The organism is Streptomyces sp. NPDC050806 (genome assembly GCF_055586425.1).
The window spans coordinates 437,601-450,752 of the sequence record NZ_JBVJIF010000004.1 but is presented as its reverse complement, the minus strand read 5'-3'; the positions used below and the strand labels follow the sequence as shown (position 1 = coordinate 450,752).

The 13,152-nt window shown below is 70.7% G+C and carries 12 protein-coding genes; 7 read left to right on the top strand and 5 right to left on the bottom strand.

Translation table 11 applies throughout. From position 1 onward, the window contains the following. From ACZ6WH_RS14830 to ACZ6WH_RS14820, 3 genes are all read right to left on the bottom strand, one after another. Nucleotides 1–984, bottom strand: coding sequence for an ABC transporter ATP-binding protein (locus tag ACZ6WH_RS14830; RefSeq protein WP_469728579.1), 984 nt, complete (start codon nt 982–984; stop codon nt 1–3). Further along, a complete protein-coding gene (locus tag ACZ6WH_RS14825; protein WP_469728577.1) occupies nt 957–1,841 on the bottom strand; it encodes an ABC transporter permease in 885 nt (294 codons plus the stop codon). Before ACZ6WH_RS14825 ends, ACZ6WH_RS14830 begins: the two co-directional genes overlap by 28 nt. A gap of 360 nt (nt 1,842–2,201) precedes the next feature. Next, a complete protein-coding gene (locus ACZ6WH_RS14820; protein ID WP_361564494.1) occupies nt 2,202–2,282 on the bottom strand; it encodes a putative leader peptide in 81 nt (26 codons plus the stop codon). Nucleotides 2,283–2,399: 117 nt separating this feature from the next. Here ACZ6WH_RS14820 and ACZ6WH_RS14815 point away from each other — a divergent pair, with 117 nt between their 5' ends. Beyond that, entirely contained in the window at nt 2,400–2,822 is a 423-nt protein-coding gene (locus tag ACZ6WH_RS14815; protein WP_469728576.1) for a YjbQ family protein, read from the top strand. 106 nt (nt 2,823–2,928) lie between these two features. Here ACZ6WH_RS14815 and ACZ6WH_RS14810 read toward each other — a convergent pair whose 3' ends face one another. Further along, nucleotides 2,929–4,323, bottom strand: a complete 1,395-nt coding sequence (locus tag ACZ6WH_RS14810; RefSeq protein WP_469728575.1) for an SNIPE associated domain-containing protein — start codon at nt 4,321–4,323, stop codon at nt 2,929–2,931. Nucleotides 4,324–4,641: 318 nt separating this feature from the next. Here ACZ6WH_RS14810 and ACZ6WH_RS14805 point away from each other — a divergent pair, with 318 nt between their 5' ends. Further along, nucleotides 4,642–4,827, top strand: a complete 186-nt coding sequence (locus tag ACZ6WH_RS14805) for a hypothetical protein (RefSeq protein ID WP_469728573.1) — start codon at nt 4,642–4,644, stop codon at nt 4,825–4,827. A 26-nt stretch (nt 4,828–4,853) separates the two neighbouring features. Here the strand turns inward: ACZ6WH_RS14805 and ACZ6WH_RS14800 are convergent, their stop codons facing one another. After that, the gene (locus ACZ6WH_RS14800) at nt 4,854–5,042 is read right to left on the bottom strand and encodes a hypothetical protein (protein ID WP_469728572.1); all 189 of its coding nucleotides are present in this window, start codon (nt 5,040–5,042) and stop codon (nt 4,854–4,856) included. A gap of 980 nt (nt 5,043–6,022) precedes the next feature. Here ACZ6WH_RS14800 and ACZ6WH_RS14795 point away from each other — a divergent pair. The 5 genes from ACZ6WH_RS14795 (at nt 6,023) to ACZ6WH_RS14775 (ending at nt 13,150) form a co-directional block, all read left to right on the top strand. Continuing rightward, nucleotides 6,023–7,501, top strand: coding sequence for a sugar transferase (locus ACZ6WH_RS14795; protein WP_469728571.1), 1,479 nt, complete (start codon nt 6,023–6,025; stop codon nt 7,499–7,501). 127 nt (nt 7,502–7,628) lie between these two features. Next, nucleotides 7,629–8,945, top strand: a complete 1,317-nt coding sequence (locus ACZ6WH_RS14790; protein WP_469728570.1) for a nucleotide sugar dehydrogenase — start codon at nt 7,629–7,631, stop codon at nt 8,943–8,945. After that, nucleotides 8,935–10,197, top strand: a complete 1,263-nt coding sequence (locus ACZ6WH_RS14785; RefSeq protein WP_469728568.1) for a glycosyltransferase family 4 protein — start codon at nt 8,935–8,937, stop codon at nt 10,195–10,197. The genes ACZ6WH_RS14790 and ACZ6WH_RS14785 overlap by 11 nt, the downstream gene beginning before the upstream one ends. Next, nucleotides 10,194–11,636 (top strand): Wzz/FepE/Etk N-terminal domain-containing protein, encoded by a 1,443-nt coding sequence (locus ACZ6WH_RS14780; protein ID WP_469728566.1) that lies wholly within the window; start codon nt 10,194–10,196, stop codon nt 11,634–11,636. The genes ACZ6WH_RS14785 and ACZ6WH_RS14780 overlap by 4 nt, the downstream gene beginning before the upstream one ends. Beyond that, entirely contained in the window at nt 11,633–13,150 is a 1,518-nt protein-coding gene (locus ACZ6WH_RS14775) for a Wzz/FepE/Etk N-terminal domain-containing protein (protein WP_469728565.1), read from the top strand. The genes ACZ6WH_RS14780 and ACZ6WH_RS14775 overlap by 4 nt, the downstream gene beginning before the upstream one ends. Nucleotides 13,151–13,152: the final 2 nt, after the last annotated feature.

The following is a 13,152-nucleotide window of genomic DNA, read 5'->3' as shown; positions in this document are numbered from 1 at the left end:
TCAGGCGTCAGCGGGGTGCGCAAGATGCTCGGGCCTTTCGCGGCTCTCGCGGCTCTCGCGGCTCTCGCGGCTCTCGCGACCATCAGGACTCTTACGACTCTCAGGACTCTCACGACTCTCGGGCCCCTCATGGGTGACCTCGGTGTCGTCCACGCCCAGCCGCTCCAGCAGTCGCCCGCGCAGCTCCGCGAACCGCGGATCGGTGATGTCCCGGGGACGCGGCAGCTCGACGGCCGTCTCGTACGCGAGCACGCCCCGGTCCATGACGACCGCGCGGTCCGCGAGCAGCAGTGCCTCCTCCACGTCGTGGGTGACCAGCAGTACCGCGCACCCGCGCCGCTGCCACAACTCGGCCACCAGCCGCTGCGCCTTGATGCGGGTCAGCGCGTCGAGGGCGCCGAACGGCTCGTCCAGCAGGAGCAGATCGGGCTCGCGCACCAGGGACCGGGCCAGCGACGCACGCTGGGCCTCGCCGCCGGAGAGCGTCTTGGGCCACGCGTCCGTACGGTGCGCGAGCCCCACCTCACTCAACGCCTGCTCGGCAACGGCGCGTTCGGGACGGCCGGGCAGCCCGAGCAGGACATTGCGCCACACCTTCTTCCACGGCATCAGCCGCGGCGCCTGGAAGGCGACGGCCGAGCGGCGCGGTACCGACACCTCGCCCTCGATCTCCCGGTCCAGCCCGGCCAGGACCCGCAGCAGGGTCGACTTGCCGCAGCCACTGCGACCGAGCAGGGCAACGAACTCGCCCGGCCGCACCGTCAGGTCGAGCCTATCGATGACCGCACGCCCGTCGAACGACCGCGTAAGCCCGGCCACCCGCACGGCAGCGGAACCACCTTCGGCACCGGCATAGGCACCGGCATAGGCACCGGCGTCGATATCGACATGGGGAGCGGCATCCGGAGCGGCGTCCGAACCAGCACCCGGAGCGGGCGCTCCCGCGGTCTTCGGGCTCACTGCCCCGTGAACGTCGGTCGCCATTGCAGCAGCAGCCCTTCGAGGGTACGGACGAGGAAATCGGCGAGCAGGCCGAGCAGCGCGTAGACGATCAGGCAGACCACGATCACATCGGTACGGAAGAACTCCCGCGCCTGGTTCATCAGGAAGCCGATGCCGTCGTCGGCATTGACCGACTCTCCGAAGACCAGCGCGAGCCACGCGGTGGCCAGCGAGTACCGCAGCCCGGTCATCGCACCCGGCAGCGCTCCCGGCAGTACGACGTGCCGGACCAGCCCCCAGCGCCCAAGCCCCAGCGACGACCCCGCCTCGACCAGCTGGGCGTCCACGCCACGGATCCCTGCGTACACGTTCAGGTACAGATGGAAGGCCACCCCCAGCGCGATCAGCGCGATCTTCGGCGCCTCGCCGATGCCCAGCCAGATGATGAAGAGCGGGATGACGCCGACCCAGGGGATGGACCGCAGCATCTGCACGGTCGCGTCCACCAGGTCCTCACCCAGCCGCGACAGCCCGGACGCGAGTGCCAGCGCGATGCCGGCTACCCCGCCGAGCACCAGCCCGACCAGTACGCGCTGGACCGACACCAGCATGGCCGAGGGCAGCGTGCCGTCGGAGACGAGGCCCCCGGCCGTACGGGCGATGGTGCCGGGCGAGGCGAGGATGTCGGGGTGCAGTACTCCCGTCCCGCTCAGTACCTGCCACAGCACGAGCAGCCCCACCGGCCCCACGGTGCGCCGCAGCCACCGCGGCACGGAGCGCCGCCGCGCCGAGACCGGGACGAGCGTAACGAGTTCGGGCGCGGCGACGGAGGCATCGCCGAGGCCGGCGGCAGCCGAGGACGACTCCGGAAGCGGACCCGCGGACGAAGAAACTGACACAGGGGATGTATCAGGCGGCGAAGAAGACTGATCGGCCAAGGCGGCCTGATCGAGCGACATGAAGGCTCCACGAACGAGAGACAGAAGGGGGAGCGGAAACAGGGCGCGAGCCCCACACCGGCAACACAACACAACGCACCACACCGCGACACGACCACCGCAACGCCGCATCCCCCGGTACTCAGCTACGCACGCATGCGAATCCAGGCGCACAGCAAAGGCAGACGCGGGTCGCAGACGCAGAGGACAGCAATGAGCGTGAAGAGCGCTATGAGCATGCAAGCGCCATGGGCGCGACGGGTGTGGGGGAGGGCGCCGCGGTCGGTGAGTGGCGGGGCCGGGCCCGAACCTGAAAGTGCGTCAGCAGCCGCGACAGGCGGCGGAAGCCACCCGCAGCAGGTCGATGTGACCGCGCGTGGTGAGCAAGGCTGACGTAGACATGTCGCAGAACGTAGCCGCGCCGACGAGGACCGGTCAATCGCCGTCTCGGCCCGTGGACCTTTGTTGCGGCAGTGTGTCAGCCCGGCGCCTTCCACAGGATCGCGGATCATGGGAAGTATGAGTAACGCATTCACGACCCACGTACTGAACATCAGCACCGGCTCCGGCGAGACCGTGTACGACCTCACCCGCGACTGCTCGGCGTTCCTCGCCGAGGCGGCGGCCGGCCGCGACGGCCTGCTCAACGTCTTCGTCCCGCACGCCACGGCCGGCATCGCCATCATCGAAACCGGCGCGGGCAGCGACGACGACCTGCTCGCCGCCCTCCAGGACCTGCTCCCCGCCGACGACCGCTGGCGCCACCGCCACGGCAGCCCCGGCCACGGCCGCGACCACGTCCTCCCCGCCTTCATCCCACCCCACGCCACCCTCCCCGTAACAGGCGGCACCCTCGCCTTGGGCACGTGGCAGTCGGTGTGCCTGGTGGACACGAACGGAGACAATCCTCGCCGGCAGGTGCGGCTGTCGTTCCTTGGCTGAGAGGGCGCGGAGACACCGTCGTGGGCGTGTCAATACCTCGTCGAGGTCCTGCCCCCTCGGGCGCCGGAGGTCCGTGCCGGCGCGCGAGGGGGAGAGGGGGCGGCTGTCAGCTTGCTTCGGGTGTTCGGCTGGCGCGCCATTCGGGGGCTTCTGCTGTGTCGGTGAACTCCAGGAGGTGTTGGCCGGCCAGGCGCTGGAGGGCGGCGCGCACTTCGGCGGGGGTGGCGTAGAAGAACTCGCGCCGCAGGTTGACCCGGTTGACGCGGCGGTTCTCGAACTCTTGGTGCAGCCTCCGTTCCAGGCCCACCGCGTCCTCGCTGAAGATCAGAGCGTGGACGTCGAAGCGGAACGGCACGGAGGCGTCGCCGAGTTCGTTGACCCGGTCCATGGGGTCCAGCCTCCGGGTGAGCCCGATCTTGACCATCCGGTCGCCGAAGGCGCCGATGTTGGAGATGACGTACACATAGCCGGCTCGGATGTTGGCCTCCCGGGCATCCACCGCCCGCAGGTCGTCATCGAGCTGCTGCAGCTTGCCCTCCAGTTCGGTGATGCCGGCCGGATCACCTGTCCCGGCGCGCAGCCGCCGCAGCGCGCTCTCGTAGTGGCTGCGTTCCTTCTCCAGGCGCTGCCGCTCGCGTTCGATCTCCCGCTGCAGCCGTTCCTCCTCGCGCTGGCGGGCCCGCAGCTCACGCTGCTCTTCCTTCTCGGCCTCCTTGCGTGCCAGGTGGTCGGCAGTCAGCTCCAGCTCCTGCACGCGCAGGCGGTGGTACTCGTCGCTGATGCGGATGTGCATGGTGGCCCCGAGCCGGGCGATCGTCTCACGTGTCTTGCTCAGTCGGTCGATCAGTGAGGACAGGCGGTGGGGTTTCATCCCGCGCACTGCGGTGTCGGCCTCGGCGTTGTAGGCGCGCAACATCAGTTTGGAGAAGTCCCGCACCATCTTGCGGCCTTGCGCGAGGGAGCCGTTCACGGTCCAGTCCTGCGCGGCCAGCACAGCGCCGTTGTCACGCGCCAGCTGCTTGTACCGGGACTTGAGTCCTTCCAGCTGCCCGGCGTACGCCACCGCATCGGCCAGGGGGTGCCGGTATTCGTAGATCCCGGCCTCCTGCAGCATCCGCACCTCATCGATGACCACCAGGTCCGCCTGTGCGGCGGCTATCTGCCGCTGGGCCTGTTCCGCCTGCTGTGCCAGTGTGTGTGCCTGGCTGCGCACGTCGACCAGCGACTGCGTCGCCCGCTCCGCCGCGTGCTCCACCTTCGCGTCCAGCAATGCGTCGATCCGCTCGAGTTCCTGCAGCCTCTCGGCGTGGGTCTGCCGCAGCCGTTCCTGCTCCGCGGCGATCGTCGCACTGTCGGCGCCGATCACCCGGGCCAGCTGATCCGTCAGCTGGACCACCTGTGCTTGCAGCGTACGCGCCCGCTGTTCGCTGTAGGTGAGTTCGCCCGCAAGGCGCTCGGCCTCTGCCTCGGCCTGCTTGCGCCGCCGCCCGAACATGCCCATGGGAGCAGTGCCTGTCGCACTGCTGTGGGGCCCCGGGGCGACGGACGGCGTTGTTGGCTCCTCCGGCAGCCACAGCTGCCACCCCGGAGGCACGGGCCAGGACGGATCCGGCTGCCAGCCGGGCGGAGGAACCCACCCCGGGGCGGGAGTCGGCCAGCCGGGCGGAGGGTTGAAGCGGTAGGACATGCGGATCTGCTCCCCGAGTGCCGCGGCACCCGAGGTACGCCCTGTCGTATGCGGGCTCCCCCGGGAGCGGTGATGCGTGTGTGGAGTACGACTCCCGTGCGGTCGGTCTGGTTGTACGAATTTCCACTGGACGTGGCCATGCGTCGGGCCGGGGCGGTGCGGGACACCTTCCCCGGCTGCGAGGAACCCGAGGACGAGGCCGAGGAGTTGGCGAAGCGGCTGTTCGCGGCGGTGGGCGAGCATCTCGGGCTGTCGTTGCCGCGTCGGGGGATCGAGCTGGGGCTGCTGCCCGCGGTGCACCTGCCCTCGCCGGTGTGAACCGGTACCAGCGCAGCGGGGTGGTGCTACTGGTTGTTCGCGGTCATGGTGCGCTTCACGGTCGCACTGTCGGCGGAGCACGCCGCGCTCATGTGCGTGTTCAGCCAGTAAGGGTCACGGTCCAGCAGGCGCTGGTTCGCGTTGAAGGCCGCGAACCCGGCCATCGAGCGGCTGTTGTCGTTCCCGGAGATCGCAGACCTCCTGGTCCGGGCCACCACCCCCCCTGCGGGTTTCCCGGTGGTCACCTGTGCGCCGCCGGACCGGACCATGTCCCGTTCCTGGCGCGGCAGTTGGCGGAACGGCATGTGGATGGCAGACCGCTACCACACGGACCGATGAGAACCGCCGCGAGGCTGCCTTGGCGCGCGGTCTCCGGGCCCCTGGCGGGAGTGATGGGAAATGGGCTCGTTGTCGCCCACCATGCCGGCCGGCATCTGGGAACTGCGCGTGGCCGTACGCCCCCGGCAAGGAACTCCGCCGCCGGGCGCAGTTCCTTCCGGGAGGGCCGCCTCGGCTATTCCGGGAGAGCCGCCGCGGCTACGACTCTCTCCGTCCTCCCGGACGGGTCCCGTCCCGTCTCGTCGACTTGCGTCTTGAGGCGGACGAACGCATAGCCAGGTGGTTGATCACGGCCCTCACCAAGGACCGTGGTTGATCACGGCCCTTGGTGAGGGCCGCCGTCGGCCGAAGTGTGGCCTGCCCGGCGTGCGCCCCGGCGGGCTCCGCGTGGTCCTGCGCCGGGTGAGGGGGTGCGGCTGGAGCGGGTGGCGACGGCCGTTGGGCGGCAGGTGGATCTTTGGGGGCACGTCCGTCACGTCCGTTACCACAGGTCACAGAGCGTTCTTCGCCACCAGGGCACCCGCGGGTGGTCACTGGTCCGTCACTGATCGGTTTCCCCGTCTCCAAATCTTGACCACAAATTCCACACATCTCCCTCTTCAGAGGGGCTCTGATGCTCTAGATTGACCGTGCTTCAGATGCTGTGACACTAAGCGACAAATGATGACTTGTAGGGCGCGCGTTGCGCGCGACGGGCTGCGGGCAGCTGCGTCTGCGGTGCCGGGGCGCGGGGACGAGCGATTTTTGGGTGCCCGTGAGGGGGCTCGGGGGCATTGCGGTGCGGGAGGCGGGGGTCTCCCCAGGTGAGGAAAAGCGTCAGTCGTTACCACGTACCACTGGGGACCGGGGGGTTTCTGTGCGGCAGGGGGGATTGGTCGGTCCTTTTCCGTCGGCGCGCGGGCGTCTGGCGGACGGGGCGGTCGGCCGGCCGGCGAACGACTGGGAGCAGCGGTACCGCCGTACCGTGATCACCAGCGATACCGTGGCAGCCGGCTTGGTCGTGGCAGCGATCGGGAACTTTTTCGGGGTCAGGGACGCGGCCAACTGGCACGAGAAGTGGGGCATTCTGGCCTTCGGCACCGAGCTGCTGGTGTTGGGCGCGCTTGCGGTGAGCCGGTCGTGGGCTCCGGCCGTGCTCGGCCAGGGCGCCGAGGAGTTCCGTCGGCTCGGACGCTCACTGTTCACGGCGACCGTCGTACTCGCGCTCGGCGGGATCGCCCTCACCTCGCGCAACATCAAGCTCTGGATCTTCGTCGCGATCCCCGCGATCGCGCTCGTCACCATGACCGAGCGGTATCTGCTCCGGCTCCGGCTGCACAAACAGCGGAAGCGAGGGCTGTGCCTGAGGCCGGTGCTCGCTGCCGGCAGCCCGGACACCGTCCGCGACCTGATCACCCGGACCCGCAAGTTCCCGCACCTCGGCTGGCGGGTGGAGGCGGTGTGCACGACGGACGGCCGCGGGCTCGACGGTGACCAGCTGGACGGAGTGCCGGTCGTCGGCCGACTGGCGGACGTCGCCAAGCACGTACGCCACGACGGCTACCGTGTCGTCGCGGTCACACCGGACCCGCACTGGACGCCGGACCGGCTGCAGCGGCTGGCCTGGAACCTCGAAGGCAGCGATGCCGAGATGGTCGTGGCGCCCGTGCTGATGGAGGTGGCGGGCCCGCGGCTGCACGTCGACGCGGTGCTCGGGATACCGCTGCTGCGGGTCAGCATGCCGACCTTCACCGGGGGCCGCCGGGCGGTCAAAGAGGTCGTCGACCGGATGGGCGCGGCGATCCTGTTGTTGCTGCTCGCGCCGCTGATGGTGCTCGTCGCGGTGCTCGTGCTCGCGGACAGCCGGGGCGGGGCGGTCTACCGCCAGCGCAGAGTCGGCAAGGACGGCCGCGAGTTCACCATCCTCAAGTTCCGCACCATGGTCACCGGGGCTCACGGGGCACGTGCCGGGCTGGCCGACCGCAACGAGGGCGCGGGGCTGCTGTTCAAGGTCCGCCGGGACCCGCGGGTGACCCGGGTGGGAAAGGTGCTGCGCCGGTACTCGCTCGATGAGCTTCCGCAGCTGTTCAACGTGCTCACCGGATCGATGTCGCTCGTCGGCCCGCGGCCTCCGTTACCGGAGGAGTGCGCCGCGTACGACCCGGACATCCGGCGGCGGCTGCTGGTCAAGCCCGGGCTCACCGGACTGTGGCAGATCAGCGGACGCAGCGACCTGCCGTGGGAGGAGGCCGTCCGCCTCGACCTGCGGTACGTCGAGGACTGGTCGCTCGCACTGGACACGGTGATCTTGTGGAAGACGCTGCGCGCGGTGCTCCACGGACAGGGGGCCTACTGATGACATGGCGCCTGCTGATGTGCGGGGGAGTGCGACATCGTACGGCCGGCGCGTGGACCGCAGGCCGCGAGGGCCTGTCTTGGGGGACCGCAGGCCGCAACGGCCTGCTCGGGGAGAAGGACGAGGCATGAGAGTAAGCGTCTTCGGGCTCGGTTACGTGGGCTGTGTGTCGGCCGCGTGCCTGGCCAGCATGGGCCACGAGGTCATCGGTGTGGACGTGAACCAGGTGAAGGTCGACCTGGTCAACGACGGCAAGGCCCCGGTGGTCGAGGAGCGGATCGGCGAGCTGATCGCCGAGGTCGTGGAGAGCGGGGCGTTACGTGCCACCGCGGACGTCCGCGAGGCGATCATGGGCAGTGAGGTGTCGCTGGTCTGTGTGGGCACGCCTTCGGAGCCCAACGGCAGCCTGTGCACTGCGTATTTGGAGCGGGTCACCGAGCAGATCGGCGCCGCGCTGGCCGAGCGGGGCGGGCGGCAGACCGTTGTGTTCCGCAGCACGATGCTTCCCGGTACCTGCCTGAACCTGCTGGTACCGATCCTGGAGAAATACGTCGGTGGCACGGCCGGGGCGGACTTCGGGGTCGCGGTCAACCCGGAGTTCCTGCGGGAGGGCACGAGCGTGCGGGACTTCTTCGACCCGCCCAAGACCGTCATCGGCGAGCTCGACGCGGCGAGCGGCGACGCGGTGGCGACGCTGTACGAGGGCCTGCCCGGCGAGGTGTTCCGGGTGCCGGTCCCGACGGCCGAGGCGATCAAGTACGCGGACAACGCGTTCCACGGTCTCAAGATCGGCTTTGCGAACGAGCTGGGCGCGGTGTGCCAGGCGCTCGGGGTGGACTCGCACCAGGTGATCGACGTGTTCCTGGCCGACCGCAAGCTGAACATCAGCCCCGCCTACCTGCGGCCCGGCTTCGCCTTCGGCGGCTCCTGCCTGCCCAAGGACCTGCGGAGTCTGGTCCACGCGGCGCGGCGGGCCGACATCTCGGTACCCATCCTCTCCCACGTACTGCCCTCCAACTCCGACCATCTGCAGCGCGCGGTGGACCTGGTCGAGCGCGCCGGAAAGCGTCGGGTGGGCCTGTTCGGGCTGTCCTTCAAACCCGGCACCGACGACCTCCGGGAGAGCCCGCTCGTCGAGCTGGCGGAGCGGCTCTTCGGCAAGGGCTACGACCTGAAGATCTACGACGCCAATGTGAGTCTCTCGCGGCTGATCGGCGCGAACCGCGAGTACATCGAGACCCGGCTGCCGCACCTCGCTCAGCTGCTCGCCGACTCCGTCGAGGAGGTCGTCGACCACGCCGAGGTGTGCCTGGTCGGGACCAAGGACCCGGCCGTGCTGTCGGCGCTGCCCCATGGCGACGGACCCGTGATTGTCGACCTCGTCCGCCTTCCCGACGCCGAGGCGCGCCGGACCGAACCGGGGTACGTGGGCCTTGCTTGGTGACGTCAGCAACGAAGGACGGGGCCGGCGCGCGCTGATCCTCGTGGAGAACCTGTCGGTGCCGTTCGACCGGCGGGTGTGGCAGGAGTGCATGACACTGCGCGACGTGGGCTGGGACGTGCACGTCATCTGCCCGAAGGGCAGCAAGCGGGACACGGAGGCGGAGGCGGTGATCGACGGGGTGCGGATCCACCGCTACCCGTTGCGTGCCGCCACCGGAGGGCCCGCCGGGTACCTGCGGGAGTACGGATCGGCGTTGTGGCACACGCTCCGGCTGGCCCGCGAGGTCGGCCCGGTCGACGTAGTCCACGCCTGCAACCCGCCCGACCTGCTGTTCCTGCCCGCGCTGTGGCTGAAGCGGCGCGGCGCGCGGTTCGTCTTCGACCAGCACGACCTGGTGCCCGAGCTGTACCTCTCCCGGTTCGACCGGGGCAAGGACCTGCTCTACCGGGCCGTGTGCGCGCTGGAACGGCGGACCTACCGTGCCGCGGACGTCGTGCTCGCCACGAACGAGAGCTACCGGGACGTCGCGCTGCGCCGTGGCGGCAAGCGGCCGGCGGACGTCTTCGTGGTGCGCAGCGCGCCCGCCGTCGACCGGTTCCAACCAGTTCCGCCCGAGCGGGAGTTGAAGCGCGGCAAGTCTCATCTGCTGTGCTACCTGGGCGTCATGGGCCCGCAGGACGGTGTCGACTACGCCTTGCGGGCCCTGGCGAAGCTGCGCGACGAACTCGGGCGTACCGACTGGCATGCGGTGTTCGTCGGCGCCGGCGACGCCTTCGACGCGATGGTGGAGCTGTCCCGGCAGCTCGGGCTCGGTGAACAGGTGCAGTTCACCGGGCGCATTCCGGACGCCGACCTGGTGCGCTACCTGTCCACCGCGGACGTGTGCCTTTCTCCCGACCCGCGCAATCCGCTCAATGACGTGTCGACCATGAACAAGGTCCTGGAGTACATGGCGATGGGCCGGCCGATCGTCTCGTTCGACCTACGGGAGGCGCGCGTCTCCGCCGGTGACGCCGCCGTGTACGCGCCCGCCAATGACGAGGCCGAATTCGCGAAGCTCATCGCACTGCTGCTGGACGATCCGGAGCGGCGGGCCCGGATGGGCGAGATCGGCCAGGAGCGGGTCAGCGGGCCGCTCTCCTGGCGGAACTCCCAGAAGTCGCTGCTCGCCGCCTACGCCGCCGCGTGCCGCGATCACACTTCGGTGGTGCCGGGCAGCCCGGTTCGGGCGGGGCGGAGAGCACGGCGTTGAACGATGACACGATCCGCCTGGTCACGATCGGGCGGATACTCCGCCGGCGCTGGCGGCTGCTCGCCGTCCTCACCGTGGTGGGCGCGCTCGCCGGCTACGGCACCTCGGTGCTGTTTCCGCCGCGCTACACGGCGTCGGCACCGGTACTGCTGCCCGGGCAGTGGGAAGAGCGCGAGCTGCTGACCCAGGTGGACATCGCGACCAGTTCGTCGGTGGTCGACCTCGCGGCAGCCAGACTCGACTGGCGGGACGTCAGCCGCGATGAGCTGCGCGAACGAGTGACCGCCACGGCCGCCGACGGGAACATCATCACGATCTCGGGTACGGCCGACACCCCGGCGCGTGCCCAGCAGCTCTCCGACCAAGTGGCCCAGCAGTTCGTCGGATTCGCCGCCCGGATCGCAGGCGGCACCGACCCCGACGCGGCCACGGGCGCCGAGGCGCTGCGGCAGAAGGTCGTGGAGACCAACCGCCGCATCACCGACCTGGCCAATGCGGCCGATCCGGGGCGGACCGTGGAGAGCGTGCAGGCGCGTACCTCGCTCGAAAAGCTGCGTACCTCCCTGGAGGAGGCCATGACGAAGCTCGACGAGGCCGACCCTGCGAACGACAAGGCCGGCATGGTCGTCATGGGCCCGGCGGCCCGGCCGACCGGTGCGGCGCCGCCGACGAGGACGCACCTCATCGTCGCCGGGGCGCTGCTGTTCTTCCTGCTCGCGATCGTCGGCCACCTCGTCGCCGTACGGATGAATCGCCGGCTGCGCACCGAAGCGGAGATCACCGCCGCGCTGGGCTCGGCGTTCCTCGGCACCGTTGACGTACCTGTCGATGCACCTGGCGCCGTACGTGAGGAACGGGGCGCGCACCGGTCGGAAGGCCGTGGCCCGCGGGCCCGGCTCCGCCGGCTCCTCGGCGTCGACACCCGGTGGGACGTACCGACCCCGCACAGCTCCGGTGACGTGGCCGGCAGGCGGACACGCTACCGGCGGGTGTGCGCTCGCCTCCGGGAGGAACTGCCGGCCCCCCGGCGGCTGCTCGTCGTCGTACCGGACGGCGACGAGATCGCCCTCCGGGCCGCCGGACAGCTCGCCGCCGAGGCCGCGGGCGACCCCTTCCCATCCTCCGCGAGCGGGGGTATGCCCACCTCGTCGAGCAGCGGATGTCCCATGCTGCGGGTGGTGGCGGTCGCGGTGGACCGGCCGATCGTGCCGGACCGCGACACCGAGTCCGGTGCCCTGGTCGTCCTCAGTGCGGGCAGCCGGACCGCTGAGGAGCTCGTCGGCCTCGCCGAGGCCTGTGCGGACGCCAGGCATGAGGTCGTCGGCATCGTCGTCGCCGGCCCGGTCCGGGTCCGTCCGACGCGGTCCCCCGGCCGGGCCCCGGACAGCGCCGCTCCGGCGCTCGCGGTGCGCGGCCACGCGGCGGGAGGTTCGGTGTGACGACGAGTACGACCGCGGAGCCGCCGGCCGCCGCTCCGCTGCTCGACCTGCAGGCGCTGGTGGCGGCCGTGCGCAGACGCCGTCGCTTCTGGTGTTCCCTGGCGCTGCTGGGACTGCTGGCCGGTGCGGCGGTGGCGGTCCTGCTGCCCCCGCCGCCGAGCGCGGTGACCAAGGTGCTGGTCGCGCATCAGGACGACCAGCCGAACGACACCGGAACGCTGATCCGTACCGATGTCGAGGTGCTGGGGACCTCGCGGATCGCCGGCAAGGCCCTGCGGTCCCTCAAGTCCCCTGCGAAGCCGGAAGACTTCATGGAGGACTACCGGGGCACCGGCTTGACCAACAACCTGCTGCAGATCGATGTGACAGGTGACAGCGACGCGGAAGCGGTGGCCCGGGCCGAGGCGCTGGCCGACGCGTTCGTCGCGGACCATGTGCAGCGGATGCGGGAGTCCGCGCATGCCGAGGCCAAGGCCCTGGTCGAGCAGCGTGACCGGATGCGGGACGAACTCGCAAAGGTCAACAAGGCGATCGGCGGCCGGTCGCCGGAGGGCGACCCGGAAGCGCCGGCGAGCACCGAGTCGCTCTTCGCCCGCCGGGCCGAGCTCACCTCGCGGATCGCCGATTACGGGCAGCGCGCCGAGGAGGCGCGCATCGGCACGCCCCGGGTCGTCGCCGGCACACAGATCGTGGACGCCCCGCGCGCGGTGCGGCACTCCCTGCCCAAGGCCGTTGCCACCGACGGTGCGATCGGGCTCGTCCTCGGGCTCGTCCTCGGACTCGCGCTGGCCGCGGTCGGCGCGGTGGTGGCGGACCGCCCCGTGCTGCGCCGGGACATCGCGGCGAACCTGGGCGCCTCGGTCATCGCGGAGCTGCCCCGCCGGCCGGGCAGGCGATGGCAGCGCCGACGGACCCGGGCGGCACACGAACGCCTGGTCACGGCCCTGGCCCGCACCGTGCGCGGCTCCGCCGAGCCGGTGTCGCTGCTGGAGCTGGGCAGCGCGCGCAGCACCAGCGTGATCGCCAGGGACCTCACCGGGGCACTGGGGGCGGAGGGGCCGGCGGTCGGCGTCGGCTCGGTCGCGCCCGGTACGGCGTGGACCGACCTCCCGTACCTCGGCAGCCGGACCGTACTCGTCGTGCGGGCCGGGCACGGCAGCGCCGCATGGCTGCACACCGTGGCGCGACACCTCGCGGACCAGCGCATCGCGGTGATCGGTGTGGTGCTGGTCGACCCCGATCCGCGGGACCGGACCGACGGCACGCTGTGGGACGGGCTGCACATCGCGCTGCGGGGCCATCGCGAGCGGCCGGCCCGGCCGAACGGTGGGGGTACCTCCCACGCCGTTGAGGCAGTGAGGGAAGGCCCGCACCGGTCGGAGCAACTGTCGATGCCGGCCAGTGGGGCCTCCCCTGCTCGAACGGAGTCGAGAGCTCGGAGTGGGGACTCCCCTGCTCGAACGGAGTTGAGAGCTCGGGGACGGGTCCCGGACAACGACCAGGAGGCGCGGTAGCA